General features: G+C 63.4%; 27 protein-coding genes. 15 read left to right on the forward strand and 12 right to left on the reverse strand.

What is annotated here, in order from left to right; all coding sequences use genetic code 11:
• Positions 1-11: 11 nt before the first annotated feature.
• Positions 12-386, forward strand: coding sequence for a hypothetical protein (locus tag V7787_RS04795; RefSeq protein WP_010953802.1), 375 nt, complete (start codon positions 12-14; stop codon positions 384-386).
• Positions 387-422: 36 nt separating this feature from the next.
• Here V7787_RS04795 and V7787_RS04800 read toward each other — a convergent pair whose 3' ends face one another.
• Positions 423-611: a hypothetical protein gene (locus V7787_RS04800; protein ID WP_003248064.1), complete on the reverse strand. Its 189-nt coding sequence runs from the start codon at positions 609-611 to the stop codon at positions 423-425.
• A 151-nt stretch (positions 612-762) separates the two neighbouring features.
• On the opposite strand from V7787_RS04800, the gene V7787_RS04805 reads away from it, so the two are divergent.
• The 4 genes from V7787_RS04805 (at position 763) to V7787_RS04820 (ending at position 3,193) form a co-directional block, all read left to right on the forward strand.
• Positions 763-1,221, forward strand: a complete 459-nt coding sequence (locus tag V7787_RS04805) for a hypothetical protein (RefSeq protein WP_336086070.1) — start codon at positions 763-765, stop codon at positions 1,219-1,221.
• Positions 1,222-1,472: 251 nt separating this feature from the next.
• Positions 1,473-1,853, forward strand: coding sequence for a Mor transcription activator family protein (locus tag V7787_RS04810; protein WP_010953799.1), 381 nt, complete (start codon positions 1,473-1,475; stop codon positions 1,851-1,853).
• A gap of 65 nt (positions 1,854-1,918) precedes the next feature.
• Positions 1,919-2,563 carry a DUF2589 domain-containing protein gene (locus V7787_RS04815; RefSeq protein ID WP_064490732.1) on the forward strand — a complete coding sequence of 215 codons (645 nt, stop codon included), beginning with the start codon at positions 1,919-1,921 and terminating at the stop codon, positions 2,561-2,563.
• 75 nt (positions 2,564-2,638) lie between these two features.
• Positions 2,639-3,193, forward strand: coding sequence for a DUF2589 domain-containing protein (locus V7787_RS04820; protein ID WP_010953797.1), 555 nt, complete (start codon positions 2,639-2,641; stop codon positions 3,191-3,193).
• A gap of 19 nt (positions 3,194-3,212) precedes the next feature.
• On the opposite strand, the gene V7787_RS04825 is transcribed toward V7787_RS04820, so the two are convergent.
• Genes V7787_RS04825 through V7787_RS04835 form a run of 3 tightly spaced genes read right to left on the reverse strand, consistent with a single transcriptional unit; the run spans position 3,213 to position 9,329 of the window.
• Positions 3,213-6,887, reverse strand: coding sequence for a translocation/assembly module TamB domain-containing protein (locus V7787_RS04825; RefSeq protein WP_336086075.1), 3,675 nt, complete (start codon positions 6,885-6,887; stop codon positions 3,213-3,215).
• On the reverse strand, positions 6,884-8,626 hold the full coding sequence (locus V7787_RS04830) for an autotransporter assembly complex protein TamA (RefSeq protein WP_104887882.1): 1,743 nt from the start codon (positions 8,624-8,626) through the stop codon (positions 6,884-6,886). The genes V7787_RS04825 and V7787_RS04830 overlap by 4 nt, the downstream gene beginning before the upstream one ends.
• 52 nt (positions 8,627-8,678) lie before the next feature.
• Positions 8,679-9,329 (reverse strand): GNAT family N-acetyltransferase, encoded by a 651-nt coding sequence (locus tag V7787_RS04835; RefSeq protein ID WP_104887517.1) that lies wholly within the window; start codon positions 9,327-9,329, stop codon positions 8,679-8,681.
• A 162-nt stretch (positions 9,330-9,491) separates the two neighbouring features.
• Here V7787_RS04835 and xthA point away from each other — a divergent pair, with 162 nt between their 5' ends.
• Positions 9,492-10,304, forward strand: a complete 813-nt coding sequence (xthA, locus tag V7787_RS04840) for an exodeoxyribonuclease III (RefSeq protein ID WP_020192971.1) — start codon at positions 9,492-9,494, stop codon at positions 10,302-10,304.
• 40 nt (positions 10,305-10,344) lie between these two features.
• Here the strand turns inward: xthA and V7787_RS04845 are convergent, their stop codons facing one another.
• Together V7787_RS04845 and V7787_RS04850 are read right to left on the reverse strand one after the other, a co-directional pair.
• Complete coding sequence (locus V7787_RS04845; RefSeq protein ID WP_104887516.1) at positions 10,345-11,097, reverse strand: anti-sigma factor family protein; 753 nt, start codon at positions 11,095-11,097, stop codon at positions 10,345-10,347.
• Complete coding sequence (locus tag V7787_RS04850; RefSeq protein ID WP_019437145.1) at positions 11,094-11,615, reverse strand: sigma-70 family RNA polymerase sigma factor; 522 nt, start codon at positions 11,613-11,615, stop codon at positions 11,094-11,096. The genes V7787_RS04845 and V7787_RS04850 overlap by 4 nt, the downstream gene beginning before the upstream one ends.
• Before the next feature lie 124 nt (positions 11,616-11,739).
• Between V7787_RS04850 and V7787_RS04855 the strand changes: the two genes are divergently transcribed.
• The 5 genes from V7787_RS04855 (at position 11,740) to V7787_RS04875 (ending at position 15,538) form a co-directional block, all read left to right on the forward strand.
• The gene (locus V7787_RS04855; RefSeq protein WP_010953791.1) at positions 11,740-12,792 is read left to right on the forward strand and encodes a catalase family peroxidase; all 1,053 of its coding nucleotides are present in this window, start codon (positions 11,740-11,742) and stop codon (positions 12,790-12,792) included.
• The gene (locus V7787_RS04860; protein ID WP_064491068.1) at positions 12,789-13,322 is read left to right on the forward strand and encodes a cytochrome b; all 534 of its coding nucleotides are present in this window, start codon (positions 12,789-12,791) and stop codon (positions 13,320-13,322) included. The genes V7787_RS04855 and V7787_RS04860 overlap by 4 nt, the downstream gene beginning before the upstream one ends.
• Positions 13,323-13,403: 81 nt before the next feature.
• Complete coding sequence (locus V7787_RS04865) at positions 13,404-14,609, forward strand: MFS transporter (RefSeq protein ID WP_064491067.1); 1,206 nt, start codon at positions 13,404-13,406, stop codon at positions 14,607-14,609.
• Between the two features lie 81 nt (positions 14,610-14,690).
• Positions 14,691-15,236: a cupin domain-containing protein gene (locus V7787_RS04870; protein ID WP_003248033.1), complete on the forward strand. Its 546-nt coding sequence runs from the start codon at positions 14,691-14,693 to the stop codon at positions 15,234-15,236.
• 2 nt (positions 15,237-15,238) lie between these two features.
• A complete protein-coding gene (locus V7787_RS04875; protein WP_231114224.1) occupies positions 15,239-15,538 on the forward strand; it encodes a DUF7693 family protein in 300 nt (99 codons plus the stop codon).
• Here V7787_RS04875 and V7787_RS04880 read toward each other — a convergent pair.
• Complete coding sequence (locus tag V7787_RS04880) at positions 15,511-16,125, reverse strand: 2-hydroxychromene-2-carboxylate isomerase (RefSeq protein WP_020192977.1); 615 nt, start codon at positions 16,123-16,125, stop codon at positions 15,511-15,513. The genes V7787_RS04875 and V7787_RS04880 overlap by 28 nt on opposite strands.
• A 28-nt stretch (positions 16,126-16,153) precedes the next feature.
• Entirely contained in the window at positions 16,154-16,885 is a 732-nt protein-coding gene (locus V7787_RS04885; protein ID WP_064491066.1) for an SDR family oxidoreductase, read from the reverse strand.
• A gap of 89 nt (positions 16,886-16,974) precedes the next feature.
• Between V7787_RS04885 and V7787_RS04890 the strand changes: the two genes are divergently transcribed.
• Complete coding sequence (locus V7787_RS04890; protein WP_064491065.1) at positions 16,975-17,538, forward strand: TetR/AcrR family transcriptional regulator; 564 nt, start codon at positions 16,975-16,977, stop codon at positions 17,536-17,538.
• Positions 17,525-18,118, forward strand: a complete 594-nt coding sequence (locus V7787_RS04895; protein ID WP_064491064.1) for an eCIS core domain-containing protein — start codon at positions 17,525-17,527, stop codon at positions 18,116-18,118. The genes V7787_RS04890 and V7787_RS04895 overlap by 14 nt, the downstream gene beginning before the upstream one ends.
• Before the next feature lie 481 nt (positions 18,119-18,599).
• Here V7787_RS04895 and V7787_RS04900 read toward each other — a convergent pair whose 3' ends face one another.
• Positions 18,600-19,601, reverse strand: a complete 1,002-nt coding sequence (locus V7787_RS04900) for a bile acid:sodium symporter family protein (RefSeq protein ID WP_064491063.1) — start codon at positions 19,599-19,601, stop codon at positions 18,600-18,602.
• A 106-nt stretch (positions 19,602-19,707) separates the two neighbouring features.
• Here V7787_RS04900 and ampC point away from each other — a divergent pair, with 106 nt between their 5' ends.
• Positions 19,708-20,850 carry a class C beta-lactamase gene (ampC, locus tag V7787_RS04905; protein WP_064491062.1) on the forward strand — a complete coding sequence of 381 codons (1,143 nt, stop codon included), beginning with the start codon at positions 19,708-19,710 and terminating at the stop codon, positions 20,848-20,850.
• Positions 20,851-21,150: 300 nt separating this feature from the next.
• Positions 21,151-21,483 (forward strand): hypothetical protein, encoded by a 333-nt coding sequence (locus tag V7787_RS04910; RefSeq protein ID WP_003253895.1) that lies wholly within the window; start codon positions 21,151-21,153, stop codon positions 21,481-21,483.
• 46 nt (positions 21,484-21,529) lie between these two features.
• On the opposite strand, the gene V7787_RS04915 is transcribed toward V7787_RS04910, so the two are convergent.
• The 3 genes from V7787_RS04915 to V7787_RS04925 all read right to left on the reverse strand — a co-directional run bounded on the left by V7787_RS04915 (position 21,530) and on the right by V7787_RS04925 (position 22,632).
• Positions 21,530-21,841: a hypothetical protein gene (locus V7787_RS04915; protein WP_010953779.1), complete on the reverse strand. Its 312-nt coding sequence runs from the start codon at positions 21,839-21,841 to the stop codon at positions 21,530-21,532.
• A 143-nt stretch (positions 21,842-21,984) separates the two neighbouring features.
• The gene (locus tag V7787_RS04920) at positions 21,985-22,173 is read right to left on the reverse strand and encodes a hypothetical protein (RefSeq protein WP_003253897.1); all 189 of its coding nucleotides are present in this window, start codon (positions 22,171-22,173) and stop codon (positions 21,985-21,987) included.
• 138 nt (positions 22,174-22,311) lie between these two features.
• Complete coding sequence (locus tag V7787_RS04925; RefSeq protein ID WP_003258990.1) at positions 22,312-22,632, reverse strand: YbjQ family protein; 321 nt, start codon at positions 22,630-22,632, stop codon at positions 22,312-22,314.
• Between the last annotated feature and the right edge of the window lie 21 nt (positions 22,633-22,653).

Below are 22,653 nucleotides of genomic sequence, written 5' to 3' on the forward strand. Positions count from 1 at the left end.
GGAGCATTCGCATGTACAACCCGCAAACCTCGGTCCAGGCCGGGCGCGTCCCAGGCAAAACGTCCAAGGGACAGGACGTGTTTGCCGAAGAACGAATCGGCAATGAACAGATCCGCGAGCTGTTGCGCACCTTCGGCCTGCGCACCAGCCTGATCCGCCTCAAGGTTATCGACGCCTTGCACGCCGCCGACCGCAATGGCCGCAGTATTGGCGTGCGCGGGGTGCACGCACAACTGGAACAACTGGATATCCCGCTGTCGTTCCTCAGTGTGCGTGAAGTGCTCAAGCGCCTGTGCACCGAAGGCGTCATACAACTGGGTAGCGACAAGTGCTACAGGCTTAACCCCCAGGCGCGCGCCGTACTGGAGCAAACACCCTCGCGTTGAGCGCATGGCCGGCCATACCTGGCCGGCCCGCGCAGATCAGGGCTTGACCTTGCGCCGCAGAATGCCGTTGATCACCACGACCACCACGGCAATGGCGATGGCCAGCATCTGGAAGGTCTGCTCACTGATCGTGCCCTGCTTCTGCAGGTGGGACAGGCCCAGCATCAGGCCCAGTACCACCAGGATGATCAGAAGTGAATATTTGAGGCGCTGCACGTGTGTCATCGAATGTTCCTTGCAACATCAGGGGCAAATGGCTCGCAACGAGCCGCGGCAATGATACAACGGTCACCGCCCCCGGCGCTGGATTTCCTGCTGGGTGGGGTGACGTCAGCCTGAAAGCATGGGGCTTCCTAGCACCCACGCCGGAGGCACCATGTACAAACCCCTGCTGTTCGCATCGCTGTTACTGACCCCGCTCTCCCTTCATGCACTGGACACCCAGCAGACGCCGACCGAACACCTGCTCGAACTGGGCCGCGAGTTGGCCACCCATGCCGGTGCCAGCCAATGGCAACAACTGTGGCAACGCGTACGCCAGGCCGGCTACCTGCAGACCAACGCCGCACCGGTACATTTCAGCGTGCCCACAGCCCGCTTGCCCGACCTGGCCCGACAAACGCTGGCGCAGGCCGACCAGGCACAGCCACTGAATCAGACCCAGGTACTGTACCGCGGCCATTTTGCCGACCAGGTCATCGGCCAGCGCAACGGCCAGCCGTTGCACGCGCTGTGCCTGCTGGTCGATTGGCGCACGTTGCCGCCGGGCATGCGCGCCACCCCTCAAGCCTATCTGGGTAGCGCCAGTTTGCTGAGCAGCTACCCGTGCGATTGAGGGGTGCTGTACCCACTGCGCATCATCGCGAGCGCCCCGACAGGAAACCAAGAGGCGCAGCCAGATGTCCACGCCATTTCCTACAGCGCCAGATATCGCTGCCTGCAAATCCTGTTCACCGAAGCTACAACCCCCAACCCATATGCCGCCTAGCGACGCGCCTCGGCTGTCGCACAGAATTTGCTCACACCTTCGACACAACGCCGCGGGTGATCGGGTCGCACATCCCATCCACCCCGAAGGAGCGCCATATGCAAATGCCAGATTTGAGCCAGATCGATATCAGCCAACTGCCCCACTCGCTGCAGGCCCTGATCGACTGTATCGGCATCGAAAACGCCTACCAACTGACCTGCGCCTACGGCGGCAGGCCCAAGTACATCCCCAAGCACCGCGAGCGCACCAAGCTCGCTGACGTGCTGCCGGCCGAAGCGCTTGACGCACTGATCAAGCGCTTTGCCGGGGTCGCCCTGGAGATCCCCAAGGCTGACCACTTTCTGCGTCAGCTGCGCAACCAGCAGATCCAGAAGGAAAGCGCCAACGGTTTGTCCCGCAGCCTGCTGGCCAACAAGTACGGCCTGAGCCTGCGGCAGATCGGCAACATCCGGCGCCAGGAGCTTTGCGAGCGCTGACGCCCGAACACCTTGGCAGCTATTCGCGGCTGCCTTAACCCACTACACAGAGCGAGCTTCCCGATATGTCGATAGATAACAGCCTTATAGGCTCCGTGATCAATGCCCTGCCGATGGACCGCATGATCGCCGGTCCCTTGCAGGCCATGGTCCAGGCGCAGGTCACCGCCAGCAAATCGTACGCCGACTTCCTGATGCAGGTATGCGTCCAGGATGGCAAGGCAGTGGCCATCCAGTTCGACTACGACGAAACCATCGTCGACGAACAGGGCGAATACAAAGGCGTGGTCAGCAAGACCATGAAAGTGCCGCTGATGGCGGCCATTACCCACCCGAACATTTCCATCGAAGAGGGCACTGTAGAGTTCGAGCTGGTTATCAACCAGATGTCGGAAGATGTTTCCAGTAAGGACATGAATGCAGAAGTTACCGGCTCACTCGGATGGGGGCCGTTCAGGCTGAACGTGAAAGGCAGCGTGAGCCACAAATCCACGCAAACCCGCAAAACAGATACCCGCGCCCGCTATGCCTTCAACACGACCCTGAAGCGTCAGGAACCGCCCGAAGCGATGATGAGGGTAATCGAGTTCCTCACTGATGCCGCGACCAAGCCAACCGTTGTCCGAACCGCCGAACTGGAAAGCCCGGACGAAATATCCCAGGCGGATACCTTGAAACGGCCCGCGCCTGCGAACCTGGCGACCCCGTAAGACACTGGCACTTGACCCGACAGCCCCTCCTGCCGGTAGTGGGAGGGGCACACCCTGGCCTGAGGAGTCGAATCATTGCAAAAGCCCCCCGCCCCCATGACCTCCATTGACCTGCGTGAAATTACCCGTGGCCTGCAAGAAGCCGCCAGTGCCACCAACAGCCTGATTGCCCAGCAGTACATCAACCTGTTCGACCAGTTTTTCGAGTGCGACACCGAGGCGCTGGGCGCCCCCATGAAAGCCAAGATGGTCGAGGTGGCCATGGATGGGCAGCACATCATGCGCGTCCCCCTGTTTGCGCTGGTGTCACCGAAAGGCCTGGCCCTTGAGCGCATGCAGGTCGACCTGTCGGTAAGGGTCAAAGGCACCGAGGCACAGCAGGCACTGCTGACCGCAAGCGAGAGCAAGGCCGCGAGCTTCAAGGTCACCATTGGCGGCCAAGGCCGTCAGGGCGAAAACCGCGACCCGGACGAAGTGCAGATCCGCATGCAGTTCCAGGCAAGCGAACCGCCAGAGGCCCTGAACCGGTTGATCGAGGAATACACCAACCTGATCGTCCCGGTACGCGCCACCACCCCACCACCCTCACCCGACACCAACGAGTTCATCGAGGCGGCCACCGTCCGTTGATGGCCGCCACGCTGCGGGCCTAGAAGTCGCGCTTGTAGAAGATGTCCAGTGAGCTTGCCAGCCCACTGGCGGCCTCGAGGTAGACCTTCTTGCTCAGCTTGTAACGCAATGCGATCGTGTTGGCCGGTTCGAACACGCCCACCCCGTAACGAAGGCTGAGCTTCTCGGTGATGTTACCGCTGGCGACCACGCTGGTGCTGTTGCCAGAACCTTCGGTATCCAGTTGAAAGTCGTCGATCCCCAGGCTCGACGCCAGGCTGCCGGTAATGCCGGCGCTCCCGGCAAGGCCCAGGCCCAGCGCTGCCTCGGCGAGCATGTTGTTATCTTCGCCGGTATTGCCCAATGGTCGGCCCAAGACCAGGTACGAAAGCGCCTGCTCCTGGCTCATGGCCGGCTCCGAGAACACTTTGGTCGTCGGCTGCTCGGCGCTGCCGCTCAGGCGGATGCCGGCTATCACATCGTCAACCTTGCGGATCGCTTCGATGTCCAGATACGGCTGGTCGATCGGGCCGGCGAACAGCAGACGCGCCCGGCGGATGGTGAGGCGCTGGCCGTACGCACGGTAGCGGCCATCTGCCAGGCTCAGTTCGCCACGGGTATCGAGGTTATCGCCGATGTGCACATGACCCAGCAGGTTGGCAGTCAGCCCGAAGCCGCTGAACGACAGCTTGTCGCGGCCGACTTCGACATCGATGTCCATGGCCATGGCCATGGGTGGTTTGCCTTCCTCGGTCTGGTGACCGACGATTACCGTGTCATCCGACACCTTGACCGTGGACGGCGGCAGCTCACGTACAGTGATCTTGCCCTTGGGCACCTGCACCTTGCCGGTCACCGCCAGCTTGTCATCGATCAGGCGCAAGGTCAGGTCCGGGGCAACTTCCAGTGTGGCGTAGGGCTCGACCGCGACCGGCAGTTGCTGGCCTTGCAGACGCACGTCCATGCCCAGTGCCTGCCCCCAGGTGAGGTTGCCGCTCAACTGGCCACGTCCCGCCTCGCCACTGCGCCAGTTACCGTTGAGCTGCACTTGCTCGCCGGCAATCAGCGCCTGCAATGACAGGTCCTGAAGGCTGGCCGGCAGCTCGGCGCCACTGACTTCGCCACCGCTGAGCATCAGGTTGCCGTTGACCTGAGGTGCCAGCAAGGTGCCTGAAAGCCGACCACTGCCATTGAGCTGCCCGGCCAGGCGTTCGACCATGGGCACGAATGGGCGGGCCACCGACAGGTCCAGCCCGGCCAGTCGGAAATCACCCGACAACGGTTTGTTCTTGCCCAGCGGATCGAGCCGGGCGTTGACGTTCAGCTCACCCAGGCGCTCACCGCGAAACGCCAGGCGCGTATCGATACGCCGCGGTGCCAGCGTGCTGTCCAGGCGCAGGGTCTGATAAGGGAAATCGATCCAGCGGCCTTTGTCGCGCACGCGCAGGGTGCCGCCACTGGCATCGACTACGACAGTGCCCTTGGGGCCGCTGGCCGGGATGTCCAGGTTGATGTCGGCATTGAGCAGGCCTTGCCAGGCAAAGTCCTTCGGCAGCCACTGGGCCAGGCTGCCCAGCGGGAACTGCTTGAGGTGGTAGCGCAGGCGCGGTTCGGGGGCCAGTCGCTGGTCGTCGCCACACAGGCTTGCCTGGCCGGAGCGCCAGCAGTGGGCCCCGAAGTCGAGCTGGCCGCTGGCCAGCCGCTGCAGGCGTGCAGGCGCCTGCAACTGCCAGTCCTGGCCACCGGCCTGGATTCGGCCAGTGGCCAATCGGCCGCGCCAGTCACCTTTGTTCAACTGACCATCCAGGCCAAGGTCGAGCTTGAGCTGCGGGCCGTCCAGCGCCAGGGTCAAGGCCTGTTGGCGAATGTCGCCTTTGCCGTTGGCCTGCAACGTGCCCAAGGCTGTTTCACCCAATTGGATACCGGTTGCCTTGAGCTCCACTACACCGCGTTGGGCGTTGTCCAGGCGGGCATCCAGGTCCAGCTGCTGCAGGCGGTTTTCGGCCTGGGCCAAGCGCTGGCCCTGTAGGGTGAGCGTACCTTGCGGGGCCTGCAAGGTGCCGGCGACATCCAGCCGGCCCTTGACCCGGCCTTGTAGCCTCGGCCACAGCTGGCCCAGGCGCGGCAAGTCAAGGTCGATTCGCCCAGCCAGGCGCTGTTGCAAGCTGCCACTGCCGTTGATGCGGTTGTCACCCAGCTGGATGGCCAGTGTGCCCAGGGTCCAGTTTTGCCCCGCCCCCTGGGCCTCGGCCTTGAGCATGGCTGGCTGGCCACGCAGGCGGCCCTTGAGGTCAAGCTGGGCATCCAGGGTAAGCGCATCGCCTTTCAGTTCGCCTTTACTGCGCAGTGGCCCCGCCAGGGTACCCGGCAGTTCGGCCAGCCAATAGGCCGGGTCGAGCGCGGAGAGCTGCAGGTCGACATCCCAGGCCAGGGTGTCGGCAAAACGTACGGCGACACTGCCGGCTGCCTTGCCCTGGCCGGCGGTCAGCGCCAACTGCGGCAGTTTCACCTGGGTGAGGTCACCTTCGAACGGGCTGGCGATGCTGAACGCTCCCGCCGGGCCGTCCAGGTCCCCGGTGAAAGTCCCCTGGTAATTGCCATCGCGATAATGCACCTGGGTATTGAAGCGCTTGAGGGTGACTTCGGGCGGGGTCTCCATCGGGTACAGGCGCAACCACGGGAAGTCCTGCCAGTCCAGCTGCGCATCGGCGCTCAGGCCTTGCTGCCAGTCAGCCATGGCTTGCAGCTTGACCCGTTGGCTGTCGCTGGCGGTAAGGTCCAGGGCATCGAGCCTGGCGCCTTTGCTGTCGACCAGACCGGACAGGACCAAGGCGATCGGTGACTGCTCGGCCGGCAGGCTGGCCTTGCCGGACAGTTTATAGCCATCGAGCAGATCGCCCTTGGCATCGAGCTCGAGCGCGTTCAATTGCAGGGTGTCAGGCAACGCACCAGCCGGCTTGAACGCCTCGGAGCGGATGTGCAAGGTCGCCGGCAGGTGCTCGGCCAGTGCCTGCAACTGCCCGCTCAATGTGGCATCGAGGTAACCACTGCTGGTGCCGGCGAGTTCCAACGTCTTCTGCAATTGGCCATTGGCCGTCAGTGCCAGTTGCCAGGGTTTTTCGTCTACCGCAGGCAACTGCAATTGCGCCTGTAGTTTTACCGGCCAGTCGCCTTCGGGTTGCAGGTCGCCCTGTAGGCTCAATTGCAGGTCGTCGCGCAGCAGCCGCAGGCTGTCGATGCGTATCCCGCTGTTGGTCCAGTGCGCAGCCAGTTGCAAATCGCCAAGCAGATCGCTGCCATCCAGGCGCAGCTGCCCGACCTTGACCTCGCCCAGTTCGATGGCCAGCGGCAAGCGCAGGGTCGGCAATTGCAGCGGGGCGCTCTCAGTGGGTTCGGTGCTTGGCGCAAAGGCCATGTCAATGCGGTCTGCCTGCAACCGGTCAATGCACAAGGTCGCGCGCAGCAAGCAGGCAGGTGACCAGGCCAGCAACGGCGCCTGCATCTCTACCGTGCTGCCGCCGTCGGCCCAAGTCAGCCGGCTGGCCTGCCAACTGCCCGCCAGGCGACCCTGGAAGTCGGCCACTTCAAGCCCGGGCACCTTGCCCAGTACCCAGCGGCTGCCGGCCTGGGTACCCAGCAGCAAGCCGAGCACCAGGCCCACGCTCGCGACGCCCCCCAACAGGCCCAGTGAAGTAAATTTGATTACGCGTTTCACAGCTCGGGCCCCATGGAAAAGTGCAGGCGAATGCCCCCTTCGTCATCCAGCGCCTTGGCCAGGTCCAGGCGCAGCGGCCCGACCGGCGATACCCAGCGCACACCAAAGCCGACACCGGTCTTGAGGCTGGGCAGCTCCAGGTCGTTGAACGAGTTGCCTTGGTCGACGAACGTCGCGACCCGCCATTTTTCGGTCAGCGAATACTGGTACTCGACACTGCCTGCCACCAGGTAGCGCCCGCCAATACGGTCACCGTCGCTGTTCTTCGGCGACAGGGTCTGGTAGTCGTAACCGCGCACACTCTGGTCGCCACCCGCGAAGAAACGCAGCGACGGCGGAATGTTGTTCTTGAAGCCATTGGTCGCACTGCCACCAAACTGTACGCGCCCGAGAAAGCGGTGGTTGTGGCCGAGTGTGGTCAGGCCTTTGAGCAATACGTTGCCGTGCAGCAGGTTGGTGTCGGACACCAGCCCTTCCTTGGCGCCTTGAACATCGAACTGCAGGCGATAGCCGTTGTGCGGATCGATACGGTTGTCACTGCGCAGGAAGGAAAAGCTGACGCCCGGCATCAGCAGGTTGCTCAAACCGGAGTCGTCACCCAGGCGATATTCTTCGCGTTGGTACTTGAGCGAAATCACCCGCTGCCAGCCACTGGGCAGCTTGCTGTGCCACTCGGGGCCGACCGTCAACAGCTTGCTGAGCGTGTCGGTGCCGGCAAGCTCCTCGTTCTGGTAGCCGCCGGCAAAGCGCAGCTTGTCGGTCAGCGGCGGGTCGAGGGGAATGTCATACCACAGGCCGACGTTCTGGCGCGGGGCCGACAGTTCGGTTTCCCAGCCATAGCTGTGGCCTTGTGGGTTGACCCAGTGGCGGGTCCAGTTGGCCTTGCCGCGCGGCCCGACGTCGGTCGAGAAGCCCAGGCCAAGGCCCATGGTGCGTGGTTTACGGGTTTCCAGATGAACATCCACCGGGACTTCTTCGCCCACAGCAGCAGTGGGCGCCGCATCCACGCGCACGCCTTCGAAATAGCCGCTCGATTGCAGGTCGTTGTTCAGCTCTGCGACCAGTTCCGAGTCGTAAGGGGTACCCGGCTTGAACGACACCATGCGCTGCAGCAGGTCCTCGTCCAGCGGTGTGTCGCCACCGAAGGTGACGGCGCCCAGGCGATAACGCGGGCCACTCTGGTAGACCAGTTCGATATCCGCCACACCGGCTTGCGGGTCGACGGCCAGGCGCTGGCTACTGAAGCGCCCACTGAAGAAGCCATAGCGCGACGCCTGGTTCTGGATCAACCGCTTGGCATCCTCGTAATGGCCGTGATTGAGTTGCTCACCCGGCCGCAGCGCCTTGCTGTCAGGCACGCGGAAGGCCTTCATCTCGCTTGCTGGGCCCTCGATGCGCACGGTCACGTTGCGCAGGCGAATCGGTTCGCCCGGGTTGATGCTGATGATCAGTTGTGGGGGATGGTCTGCGTCGCTGGCGGGCTTGACCTCGGTATCGATCTGCGCCTGATAGTAGCCAAGTGCCTGCGCCGCTTTGCGCGCCTGCTCCTCTGCCCCGCGACTGAAGCGCAAAAGTGCTTCTTCGTCGCGGTCACCCAATGTGCCTATATAGCCTTCGACATTGGCTTTGAGCGCCTTGTTGGCCGGCTTCACCTTCACCAACAACTCGCTCTGGCCCCATGCTGCGAAACTGGCGACCCAGAAAACCAGGCCCCAGGTCAATCTTCCTGAATACGTCATGCGGCGCATGCTACCAGAGCCGGGCGCTCAAGGGAGCCGCCTGGCGGCCTGTTCAGGCAAAAGCGGGTTTTGAAGAGACTGGATTAGGATGAAAGAACACCCTCTCTCGGATCGGTCCTACAGCTACTTCGCCAATTTCCTCATAACCCTGACGCTGGTAAAAAGCCAGGTAGTGCTCGTTACCGGTGTCCAGCACCACCCCTTGGGTGCCTGGGTCTTCCGCGCACCAGCCGTGCACGGCTTGTAACAATTGCTCGCCGTAATGCTTGCCCTGAAATTGCGGATGCACCCCCAGCAAAGGCAGCACATGCACCTGGTCAGTGGGCAGACAGCTGGCCAACGCAGCCTGGTAGTCCATGTAGCGCCGCGTACAGCGCAGGCCGGTACCCAGCATCATGCGCAGGCGCCAGGCCCAGCTGTCGGCCACGCCCAGCCTGCGCAGCGGCGGCACGATCAGGGCCAGGGCAATCAGGCGGTCCTCGACCAGCAGGCCAATGGCGGGCAGTTGCAGGTAGAAGTGCTGGCGCACCCATTCGCGCACCATCACCCGCAGACGCCGCTCATACCCCGGGCGCTGGGCTTCGAAGATATAGGCGAAGGTGGGCTCGTGGCGGTAGGCGTTGTACAGCAGCGAACGTGCCTCGCGGCTGTAACCATCGTCGAGCAGGCAGACACGGGCCGGGGCGGCTGTGGTTTCGGGCATTGCGGGCAGACCTCCTGGAATGGGCGTTCAGTGCCTTGGAGGTGCCCCAGCGCGCTTCGTTCACCCCCAACAGCACGTTAGCAGCAGGCTCGCCTGGCCGCCATGCTGGTGATGCAGGTCGATGTCGGCTAGCATCGCGCCTTTTACCGGGATTGTCTTTCCATGAAGATCGTCTGTTTCAACATCAACGGCCTGCGGGCCCGCCCGCATCAGCTGGCGGCGCTGATCGAAAAGCACCAGCCGGACGTGATCGGCCTGCAGGAAACCAAGGTCAGCGACGATCAGTTCCCGCTGGCCGACGTGCAGGCACTGGGTTACCACGTGCACTACCATGGCCAGAAAGGCCACTACGGCGTGGCCCTGCTGTCGCGCCAGGCGCCGCTGAGCCTGCACAAGGGCTTTGCCACCGACGAAGAAGATGCCCAGCGCCGCTTCATCTGGGGTACCTTCGCCGATGCCGACGGCAGCCCGATCACCATCATGAACGGCTATTTCCCCCAAGGTGAAAGCCGCGACCACCCCACCAAGTTCCCGGCCAAGCAGCGCTTCTACAGTGACCTGCAGGCACTGCTGGAAAGCCAGTTCCGCAACGACCATCCAGTGCTGGTGATGGGCGACATGAACATCTCGCCGCAAGACTGTGATATCGGCATCGGTCCGGACAACGCCAAACGCTGGCTGAAGACCGGCAAGTGCAGCTTCCTGCCGGAAGAGCGTGAGTGGATGGAACGTTTGAAAGGCTGGGGGTTGGTAGACAGCTTCCGCCACCTGTACCCGGACGTGACCGACCGTTTCAGCTGGTTCGACTACCGAAGCCGCGGCTTCGAGGACGAGCCCAAGCGCGGCCTGCGCATCGACCTGATCATGGCCTCGCAGCCGCTGGTGCCGCGCATCAAGGCAGCGGGCGTGGACTATGAGCTGCGCGGGATGGAAAAGCCGTCGGACCATGCGCCGATCTGGCTGGAGTTGAGCTGATTTTGGTGACGGGCCCAAGGTGCACGCCTTGGGCCCACACTCACAACCCCAACCTCAACGCTTCCCCCACCCCCGCCCCACGCACATCGTCCGCCGCGCTGACCAGGGCAAAGTTATAAGCCCCATGCGACCAGTACCGCGCCTCCAGCTGGCCATCGACCCGCTGCCCGTCCGGCATGCGCCGATAAAGGTTGCCCGGCGAGCGCAGGAACAGGCTGATGCGCTGGCCCTTGCCATCTTCGAACACCAGTAATGCAGCCGGCCCCTGCTCGTTGCTGAGCAAGCGCGCGCCCACCGGTTTGAAGCCATACCCCGCCAGGTCCGGTAACTGGCCCACCCGGCTGAAATGGCGGCCCAGCCAGTCGCGCAACTGCCCAGGATCACTGGCCTGGATATCCAGTGCTTCACTGCTGGCGAACAAACGGTGCGCCTGAACAGCATCAGCCATGGGCAGGTCGACCCGCGCCAGGGTTGCATCGCGCACTTGCCAGCCGCCCAAGCCCCCCACACCCAACGCCAGCATCACTACCGCCGCCGCAGCCCAGCGCCGCTGCCGACGCTGGCGCAATTGCCGACGCAACTGGCCAAGGTCCAGCTGCGCCGCACCGGGCAGCTCGCCCAACCCGGCCAGCGCTGTGCGCAGCCTTCGGGCATCGGCGCGCCAGCCTTCCACCCGTGCCGCAGCTTGCGGGTTGGCCGCCAGCCAGGCCTGCACCTCGGCCCGGCGCACAGGTTCCAGGCGCTCATCGACGTAAGCGTGCAATTCATCATCGCTGGGGATCAGGCGCGTCATTTCAGTCTCCGCAAGGCCGGGGGTTGGGGGTTGCCCTCGGTCAGTTCGCGCAAGGCATTGCGCGCGCGCGACAGGCGCGACATCACAGTGCCGATGGGGATGCCCAAGGCCTGGGCGGCCTCCTTGTAACTCAAGCCTTCGATGCTGACCAGCAACAACAAGGCACGCTGCTCCGCCGTCAGCCGGGCAAAGGCCTGCAGGTCGGCCTGTGCCAGGACGATGGTTTCGAGGTTGTCACCGGCCGGCTCATCGTCGTGCTCGTTACGGCCGAACCAGGACAACCAGCGCGCATGCAATCGCTCACGGCGCTTACCGTCGAGGAACTGTCGATAAAGTATGGTGAACAGCCAGGCACGCAGGGCATCGGCGTCCCGTTGCTGGTCGCGACGGCTCAGGGCCCGCTCGACCGTAGCCTGCACCAGGTCGTCGGCGCTGCCCGGCTCGCGGGTCAACCACACGGCAAAGCGGCGCAGGCGGGCCAGCAGCTCGCGCCACTGGTGGTCGTCCAAATCATGCATGGCTAGGTCCCGGCCTCTGGGGTTGTCAGTGTAAAGGGCAGACGCCTGTGAACAAATTCTATTCCCGATGAGGGAATAACTTTTTCTCTGACACGTCGTACTGGCACCTTCACTGAACCGGACGATGACCATGAACACACCCTTGCACGGCCCGGCCAAAGCCTTGCGCCTGGCCGCCATTGGCGGCGTGCTGCTGGCCGCAGGTGCCGGCTTTGCCTATGCCGCTGGCTGGCTCGGCGCCCCCCGACTGACGCCACAACGCATCATCGACACCTTCGAAGCCCAGGCCGGGCATTACCCAGGCTACCGCAAGAACCACGCCAAGGGCTTGTGCGTGAGCGGCTACTTCCAGGCCAGCGGGCAGGCCGCCAACCTGTCCACGGCGCGCGCCTTCAGCCAGCAACGGGTGCCGGTGGTTGGCCGCTTTGCCATTGGCGGTGCCAACCCGTTCGCCCCGGATACGGGTATACCGGTACGCAGCCTGGCGATTGAGCTGAGCACCGACGACGGCCAGGTCTGGCGGACGGGCATGAACAACCCTCCGGTGCTGGCAGTCAGCACGCCGCAAGCGTTCTACCAGCAAGTACTGGCGAGTGCACCAGACCCGGCGACCGGCAAACCGGACCCTGGCAAGCTGCAGGCGTTCTTCGCCGCCCACCCGGAAAGCGCGGCGTTTCGCCAATGGGCGGCGGGTTACAAACCCAGCGACAGCTTCGCCAACACGCAATACCACAGTATCAATGCCTTCCGCCTGATCGACGCAGCTGGCGCGGCGCATCCGGTGCGTTGGCAGCTCGAGCCACAAACTGCATTTGCAGCATTACCCGCGCAAGTTGATGACAAGCAATTCCTGCAACACGACTTGCAGCAGCGCCTTGCCCAAGGCCCGTTGCGCTGGACGCTGCGCCTGGTACTGGCCGAACCAGGCGATGCCGTGGACGACCCTGCACGGCCGTGGCCCGCCGAGCGGCGCAGCGTGGACGCCGGCACTCTGGTGCTGGAACAGGTTGACGCCCCCGAGCAAGGGGCCTGCCGCGACCTCAACTTCGACCCGCTGATCCTGCCGCGCGGTATAGAGGCGTCGGCCGACCCGATCCTCGCCGCCCGCTCGGCCGCCTATTCGGAATCGTTCAACCGCCGTAGCCGCGAATCGCTCAGCACCGGAGCCAAGCCATGAAACCTCAAGCCTTCCACCCTTTCGCCCGCTTGTTGCACTGGCTGATGGCCGTGCTGATTCTTGCCATGCTGTTCATCGGCGTGAGCATGGTCGCCGACCTGTCGCTACGCCACCCGGTGCTGATCAGCCTGCACAAGGCCACCGGGCTGGCCCTGCTGGTGCTGGTGGTACTGCGCATCGCTGTGCGCCTGACCCTACCTCACCCGCCCCTGCCGAACGACCTGCCAAAACTGCAGCGCTGGGCCGCCGGAGCCTCGCATCTGCTGCTCTATGGCCTGATGCTGGCCATGCCGCTGCTGGGCTGGGCCATGCTGTCGGCAGGCGATTACCCGCGCCCGCTCGGCTTGCCCGCCATCGCCCCCCACAACCTGCAGCTATATGCCGTGTTGCGCCAGGCCCATGGCTGGGCCGGCTACCTGCTGTTTGCCACGGTGCTGGTGCATGTGGGGGCCGCCTTGATGCATGCGTGGGTGCGCCGTGACGGTGTGTTGCGTAGCATGTGGCCTGGCCCCTTGCACCGCAGCGAATGAACGGTAGCAGCACGGGGTTCGACAGTCGATAATGATTCCTAATAATATCGGTTTTGTTTGCCACTCTGCCCTGGACTGCCCATGAACGTCGCAAAGGATCCTGCAACCCTTCTGCCTGCCAGCACCCTGAACCTGCGCCCGCTGCTGCTGGCCAACATGGCCTGCACCATGTCGATGATGGCGTTCGTCGCCCTGATCGGCCCGATAGCCCGCCAGCTTGGCATGGCCACCTGGCAAGCCGGCGCCGCCGTGACCGTGGCCGGCGTGGTCTGGGTGCTGCTGGCCCGGCCCTGGGGCCGCGCGGCAGACCGCCTGGGCCGCCGGCGCATCCTGCTGCTGGGCAGCGCCGGCTTCACCCTGGCCTACTGGCTGCTGTGCCTGTTCGTTGAAGGCGCACTGCGTTGGATGCCGGGGGCGACCTTGGCGTTCATCGGCCTGATGATCGCGCGTGGTTGCATCGGCGCCTTTTATGCCGCCATCCCGGTAGGCTGCAACGCGCTGATCGCCGACCATGTGGAGCCGCAACGCCGGGCGCGGGCCATGGCCTCACTGGGGGCGGCCAACGCCGTCGGTCTGGTGGTCGGGCCGGCGCTGGCCGCACTGCTGGCGCGGCACAGCCTGAGCCTGCCGTTCCATATCATGTCGCTGCTGCCGGCCACTGCCTTCCTCGTGCTGTTTTTCACCCTCAAACCACAGGCGCTGCCGCACAGCCACGTCCCCAGCCCGGTGCGGCTGAACGACCCGCGCCTGCGCCGGCCGCTGCTGGTGGCATTCAGCGCCATGCTCAGCGTGACCGTGTCGCAGATCATCGTCGGTTTCTTTGCCCTTGACCGCTTGCATCTGGGCCCTGCCGAAGCGGCCCAGGCGGCTGGCATCGCCCTGACCACCGTGGGTGTGGCACTGATGCTGGCCCAGGTGATACTGCGCCAACTGGAGTGGCCACCGCTGAAGATGATCCGGGTGGGTGCCACGGTATCGGCACTGGGCTTTGCCTGTGGCTCGCTGGCCACCACGGCGCCGTGGCTGTGGGCTTGCTATTTTGTTGCGGCGGCCGGCATGGGCTTCGTCTTCCCGGCGTTTTCGGCACTGGCGGCCAATGCCATGCAGGCCACCGAACAAGGTGCCACGGCCGGTTCCATTGGCGCCGCCCAAGGCATGGGCGCGGTGATCGGGCCGCTCGCCGGTACCTTGGTGTATGCCCTTGATCCGCGCTTGCCATTCCTGGCCGTGGCCGTGCTGTTGCTGCTGGTCGGGCTGTGGCCGATGCCGCGTGAGCAGCGGGTTTGAGAAGCACAGCGCGCAAGGGCGCAGAGTGTGTTTTAATGCGCATCGCTCATTATTATTGACACCTCTGATTACAAGGCGGCTATGGACACGGGGACGCGACTCAAACTGGTGCGTGAACGCAACAACCTCTCCCAACGGGAACTGGCCCGTCGCAGCGGGCTGACCAATTCGACGATCTCGCAGATCGAGCAGAATCGCGTCAGCCCTTCGGTCAGCTCCCTGAAAAAACTGCTCGAAGGCATTCCCATGAGCCTGGCGGAGTTTTTCAGCTTCGACGAGCCGGTGCGTGAGGAACGCTACGTATTCCGTGGTGGCGAACAACCCGACCTGGGCCGCAATGGCCTGCGCATGCTGCTGGTCGGCGCCAGCGTCGAAGGCCGCCAAATGCGCATGCTGCGTGAGCTGTATGCACCCGGCGCCGACTCTGGCGAGCCGATCGTGCACGCTGAAGGCGAAGAATGCGGGTTGGTCACCCGTGGCACAGTCGAGCTGTGGGTCGACGGCCAGGTCAGCGTGCTCAATTCGGGCGACGGCTACTACATCCCTACGACCCTGCCGCACAGTTTCAAGAACATCGGCCCGGATGAGGCCGAGATCATCAGCGCCAACACGCCGGCGAATTTCTGATCTTGACCCACAGACCTTCACTGAGCGCCCGGGATGTCTATCAGTGCCTGCGTAATGTGGCCCTTGGCGTGCATCACCTTGAGGTGGCTGCACGCCGCGATGGCGGCCTGGTCGATGTCGGCATCCAGGGCTGGCAACTGACGTTGGCCCTGGATACCGAAGGCCTGTCGCATTGCGTTCATTGCCAAGCCCCCGACGGCGAACAGGCCGGCCTCGAACACTGGCAGCGCTATGGCACCAACCCCACCGACCTGCTCAGCCTGTGGGAGCGCACTCAGCTGGAGAGGCTGCTGGCCCCCTGACGTAGCGCCTCCTCGACAAAGTCCAGGCGGTCCTGGCCGAAGAACATCCCATCACCGACAAAACAGGTGGGCGCGCCAAACACCCCGCGCGCCACAGCGGCCTCGGTCGCCTGCTTTAGCGCTGCTTTTACTTCGCTGTCAGCGGCCAGGGCATGAAAAACCTGCGGGTCGAAGCCTGCCTGCGCGAGTGTTTCATTCAGCACAGCGCTGTCGCTCAGGTTGCGGCGCTGTACCCACAGCCCAGTGAACAGCACCGATAGCAATGCCTCGAACCGATCAGGTGAACGCAACTGGGTCCCTGTCACGCCGCGCATCAACGTCAGGGTATTGACCGGGAAGCCCGGCGGCATCCCGAACGGCACACCGTAGCGTTCGGCAAAGCGGGCCAGGTCGGTGAACATGTAGCGCCCTTTGGCCGGGATCATGGCCGGCGAAGCATTGCCGGTAGCCTGGAAAACCCCGCCAAGCAGCATTGGCCGGTAGCGCAGCGTAGCGCCGTGGCGGGCACACAGGTTCGGCAGTTGGGTCCAGGCCAGGTAGCTGGCCGGGCTACCCAGGTCAAAAAAGAAATCGACAGACGTTTGCATGGTGACGGTCCTTGCATGTTAACGGGGGTTACCAGCGTTCCATCCAGGGGCGCAGGTCCAGCTCGAAGGTCCAGGCATCGCGGGGCTGGGCGTGCAGGAACCAGTAACTGTCGGCAATGTGCGCCGGGTCAAGGATGCCATCCTGGTCCTTGAGGGCATAGCGCTCGGGGAAGCTGTCGCGGATGAAGGCCGTGTCGATGGCACCGTCCACCACCACATGGGCGACATGGATGTTGCGTGGCCCCAACTCGCGCGCCATGCTCTGCGCCAGGGCACGCAAGCCATGCTTGGCCCCGGCGAAGGCTGCAAAACCGGCTGCGCCGCGGGTACCGGCTGTAGCGCCGGTGAACAGGAGGGTGCCGCGCTCACGCTGAACCATGCGCCGGGCCACCGCCTGCGCGGTGAGGAAACCGGCAAAGCAGGCCATTTCCCAGATCTTGAAGTACTTGCGTGGGGTTTCCTCGAGGATGCTGCACGGCACATTCGCACCGATATTGAAGACAAATGCCTCAATCGGACCTATATCACGCTCGATAGTCTCTACCAGCTCGGCCACCTCCTCTTCCTTGCGCGCATCAGAGCCGAAACCGTAGGCCTGGCCGCCAGCGGCGTGTATTTCCTCCAGCAGCGGCTGCAGTTTGTCGGCCTGGCGACGGGTTACGCAGGCAATATAGCCCTCACGCGCAAAACGCTTGGCGATCTCGCCGCCAGTGGCGTCGCCCGCCCCGATCACCAGCACGACTTTTTGTTGTTCTGACATGCCTGCCTCCATTGGTAAATGATCGTTTAGTAAACGAACGCTATGTTATGATCGCGGTCATCGTCAAGCCTGTTTGCCGAGGCATGTGAATGCGCTATTCCAACGAACACAAACAGCAAACCCGCGAACGGTTGCTGGCCAGCAGCGGCGCGCTGGCCAAGCGCGGGGGTTTTGCCAGTACCGGCGTGGCCGGGTTGATGAAAGCGATCGGCCTGACCGGCGGTGCCTTCTACAACCACTTCCCGTCCAAGGACGACCTGTTTACCGAGGTGGTACGCCAGGAGCTGAGCAACAGCCCCCTGGCACGCCTGGCCAACCAGGGAGCCAACCGTGAACGCCTGGGCCGCTGCCTGCAGCAGTACCTGAGCCTGGCCCACCTGCGCAATGCCGAAGGTGGATGCCCGTTGCCGCCGCTGGGTGTGGAAATCGCCCGGGCCGACACGCCGGTGCGTGAAGTGGCTGAGCACTGGCTGGTAGAACTGCACCGGGCCTGGAGCACAACCCTGGAGGATGAGCAGCAGGCCTGGGTGCTGATCAGCCAGTGCGTAGGGGCATTGCTGGTCGGGCGCATGCTGGCCAGTGAAAGCGTGCAAGCGCAGGTACTGGGCGCCAGCCGCCAGTTTGTCGAACAGGCCCTGCATGAGGCGGATTAGTGCCCTGCTGGGTTTTCTATTGGCCCTCCCTGCGCTTGCCGAACAGGCCTGCCCGCCTGGGCAGTATCAAGTGTGTCTGATGGGCTGCTTTTGCGCCCCGATCGATCCAGGCCAGGCCGGGCAGATCCTCAAGGATGTGGAGGTCATGGCCTCGTCCAGCCTGGCATACGCCTTGCGCCAGGCCCGCGACGAAGCCACGGCCAGCGGTGTGCAGCCGATTCCGTTGCATATTCGGGCGCAGCTGGAACCCTGGTATGACTTTGCCGTGCTCGACGCGGCGCGCTTCCGGGTGGGGGATGAGCAACAGATCAGCGCAGCCAATGCGCTATTGCAGAACCCCGATGTGAACGCCGTTACACTGATCGACACGATCATCTTCCGCCGGGCCGCCGATGCCGAGGACAACGTGGCCTTGTGGGCGCACGAGCTCAAGCATGTGCAGCAGTATCAGGAGCTGGGCGTGGAGGAGTTTGCCCGACGCTATACGCGCAACTTCGACGACCTGGAGGGGCCGGCCTACAAGATCGAGGCCGAAGTCGACAAGGCGCTGCGCGAGCGTCGTTCAGGCCTGGCCCGCTGATCGCTGCCATTACGCTCCACATCTACAGCGCCTGTCTTGCCCGGCGCAAAATTCAGCCGGTAGGAGCGGGTTTACCCGCGAATACGGTAGCGGCGGCAACGGAGAACGACTGGTGGAGATTGGCCAGCAGGCCCGGCCCTTTCGCGGGTAAACCCGCTCCTACGACGGCCTGCGCCCAACCCCCGATGTGTGTCCACCCCGCTCCTACGACGGCATGCACCCAATCACCAATGTGTGTCACCCCGCTCCTACACGACGGCATGCGCCCCCCCCCCGATGTGTGTCCACCCCGATCTGTGTAGGAGCGGGTTTACCCGCGAATACGGTAGCGGCCACAACGCTGAACGGCGGGTGGAGATTGGCCAGAAGGCCCGGCCTCTTCGCGGCTATCACCCCTTTGATACGACCAAGCTTTTCAGCTCTCAGCACCGCAGAAAAGCTTGACCGCCAACACAGCATCTACATGGGAACGTAAAGGCGCTCAAGACACCGCCGAAGCCTCCACCGCCTGCTCACGGCTGGCATAACGCTGCGCCAGCACAGCACACACCATCAGCTGTATCTGGTGGAACAGCATCAGCGGCAGGATCATCGCGCCAATGCCACTGCCCACGAACAACACCTGGGCCATGGGCACACCCGTAGCCAGGCTTTTCTTGGAGCCGGCAAACAGGATGGTGATGCGATCCTCAAGGTCAAAGCCCAGCGCCTTGCCAAGCAAGCGGGTGCCAAACAGCACCACTGCCAGCAGAATTGCGCACACCACGAACAACCCCGCCAAGTGCTGCGGCGATACGGTGTGCCACAAACCGGTAACCACGGCCTCACTGAAGGCGGTGTACACCACCAGCAGGATCGACCCCTGGTCCACCACCTTGAGCCAGCGCGCATTGCGCTTGACCCAGGCACCGATCCAGCGCCGCGCGACCTGCCCGGCAACGAACGGCACCAGCAGCTGCAAAGTGATCTTCAACACCGCATCCAGGCCGGAACCTGTATCACCACTGGCACCCAGCAACAACATCACCAGCAACGGTGTGAGGAAGATACCCAGCAGGCTGGAGGCCGCCGCGCTGCAGATAGCCGCTGGCACGTTACCGCGGGCCAGCGAGGTAAAGGCAATGGCCGACTGCACGGTTGCAGGCAAGGCACACAGGTACAGGATGCCAAGGTAAAGCTCGTTACCCACCAGCGGTAGAAACAGAGGTTTGAACGCCAGGCCCAGCAGCGGGAACAATACGAAAGTACAGGAGAACACCAGTAGGTGCAGGCGCCAGTGCCCGGCACCGGCAATGATGGCTTCACGGGACAGTTTGGCGCCATGCAGGAAGAACAACAGGCCAATGGCCAGGTTGGTCAGCCAGCCGAAATACACCGCGCCATCGCCCGAGCAAGGCAGTACGGTGGCGATGAGTACCACACCGAGCAAGGCCAGGGTGAAATTGTCAAATAACATGCGCAAATACTTCATCACTGTATCCATCTTGTCATGGTGGGTGGGCAGACGATAAGGTCTTTGGCTCCCCGTCGCTAACGCCGGAACCCCGAGTGGTATCGCTCAACGGACACGCTCCACAAAAGGACTCACCATGCTCCGCCCACGTCTGGCTGCACTTGCAGCCGCCATTACCCTTGCCTTAGGCCATGCCAGCGCCCAGGCCGACGACCAGTTACAGGCCAAGGTCGACCAGATCATCCGCCCGCTCATGCAGGAACAAGGCATCACCGGCATGGCTGTGGCCATCTATGCACGCGACCACGCGCATTACTTCAGCTACGGTGTGGCCAGCAAGGCCGACAACGTACCGGTCAGCCGCGATACGCTGTTCGAGATCGGTTCGCTGAGCAAGACCTACACGGCCACCCTGGCCGCGCTTGCCAGCGCCGAGGGCAAGCTTGACCTCGAGGCCCCGGCCAAGCGCTATCACCCGGCATTGGCCGGCGTCCCCATCGGCGACGCGACGGTGCTGGAACTGGGCGCCTATAGCGCCGACTGCCTGCCACTGCAGTTCCCCGACACCGTACAAACACCGCAACAGGTAGTCGATTTCTTCCGCCACTGGCAACCTCGTGCCAAACCTGGCACCCAGCGCTGCTACTCCAACCCCAGCCTGGGTTTGTTCGGTGACCTGGCCGCCCGTGCGCAGCATCAACCGTTTTCCACGCTGATGAGTGAGGGCCTGCTGACGAAGATGGGCCTGAAAAATACCTACCTTCAGGTTCCGGCCAGCGCTCAGGGGCTTTATGCCCAAGGGTATGACGCCGACGACAAGCCGGTGCGTGTAGGGCCCGGCCCTTACGCCGATGAGGCCTACGGCATCAAAACCAGCGCCAGCGACCTGCTGCGCTATGTGCGGTTGCACATGCAGCCGCAGGGCCTGCCACCGGCCCTGGCGAAAGCCACCGCCCTTACCCAGCAGGGCTACTTCCAGGTTGGCGCCATGACGCAAGGCCTGGGCTGGGAACGCTACCCCTACCCGGTCACGCTGAGCACACTGATCGATGGCAACAGCCCACGGCTGATCCGCGAACCGCAGGCCACCACTCGCTTGCAGCCGGCCCTGCCCGCGCTACCGGCAGCCTGGTACAACAAGACCGGCGCCACCAACGGCTTCGGCGCGTACGCCGCGTTCGTGCCGGCAGAACAGCTGGCAGTCGTGCTGCTGGCCAATCGGAATTACCCCAACCAAGCGCGGGTTCAAGCCGCCTTCGACATCCTTTCCGGCTTATAACGCGAGCTTTGATTGTCGGACAAAACGACAGAATGTAGTGAGCAAAAATATTCACTACAAAATGGTTGACGCCGTTCATCGCGCTTGGGCATGATGAAGCCGTCTCCCCGATCGGGAGCGGTGGCAAGGGTGTTCCAGACGGCCTGCGCGGTAACGCAGGCCGTCCGTGGAGAGGGAAACTGTCCAAAAGGCAGCGTGAGAAAGCCCCTGTTGCGATGCTGCTGTAGCAGCCTTGGTAGTGCGCTACACCGTGATAGCGCCAACTGTGAAAATCACCTACGAATGGGTAATGGGGGCTTTATGATGAACTTGAACAACAATCCGACTATCGACCAATTGGCCCAGCTGTTCGCCGTGCGCAAGGACAGCCTTGACGACCATTTGCTGTGGGTTAGCCAAACCGGTGAAGTGCGCCTCGACCGCCTGCCACCGAACACCGTCGAAGATGAATTTGAAGAGCACCTGCCCAGCATGCGTGCCCGCTTCAAGGTCTACCGCCGTGGCCAAGGCTACGTCGGCAAGAAAGCCGCCGCCGACACTGAATTCGTTGGCCGCGTGCTGCAGACCCTGCAACAAGAATGGCCCGCTGCCCGTGAGCAGCAGGCAGTCAAGGTGATCGAACCGCTGAATTGAGGGTTCGCACCCTTACCAGAGCCCGGCCTGCATAGGCCGGGCTTTTTCATGCCTGGCGCCGCTGCAGACGGGTTTCCGGCAGAGGCAAGGCGCCTGTTGCCATCGCCCGGGCGCGGTCGACACCCCACACCAGCGCACGGGTCATGGTCTCGCCCGGCAGCGCGGGGTAATACTCTTCCAGCAACGCCCGCCCATCCCCGGCGTACAACCCCAGAAACAGCTGCGTCGCCCCCAGGCGCGACAAGCGCACCTGCACGTCCAGTGTGGTGCCGTCGCTGAGTGCTTCGTCGTGGCAGCGGCTGTGCAGCTGTGCGTCGGCCCACTGCCAATAGGTTTCTTCCCTGACTCGCATGAGCATTCAATCCTCCGTTGCTGGAATGCCGCGTCAGAAAACCACAGGCCGGGCCATCCGGCGAGCGCTACCGGGCAATACCATGAGGCGGATCAACGAATGGCAATAAAAACCCCGCCGTTGGGCGGGGGGCGTGTGCAGGCGCGGGATCACTTCTTGAGCGGTACCCGCGGCATGAAGCGGCCTTTTTTGCTGCGCTGCAAATGTGCAGGCTGGAGCTGTTCGGAATCATCCAGCGTCATGTGGGCGAAACCCAGGCGAAATGCAGCCTGGCCGCAACGCACCTGGCTGTTGATCGGGAACGCATCGTTCAGGTCTTCGAAAAAGGATTCGCTCATGCCCAGTCTCCCTCCAGTGGCGGTCGCGTCGGCAACCAGACAAGTTGCCCAGGAAACGCGGCCTGTGAAAGTGAGACTAGCTGGTCATTTGCGGACCGACCGGACAAGAACCTTGCAGCCGACCAATGGCAAAAGGCTTTACTTCAGGCGTACTGCCGTACCGGTGGCAAATACCACGACCATGCCGCCCTGTACCGACGGCATGCTGATCTCAAAATCCACCCCCACTACCGCATCGGCTTGCAACTGTCGTGCCCGGGCCTTGAGTTCTTCAGTGGCCTGCTCCCGGGCCTCGCGCAGCGCGCTTTCCAAGGTTTGCGAACGGCCACCGAAGAAGTCGCGAAACCGTGCAAAGAAATCGCGCACGAAGTTGATACCTTGCACCGATTCGGAACTGACCACGCCCAGGTATTCGGCAATCGGGCGGCCTTCGAGCTGGCTGGTGGTGGAAATGATCATGGATGCGCTCCGTTGGCCTGG

The sequence above is a fragment of the Pseudomonas sp. CGJS7 genome, assembly GCF_036961695.1.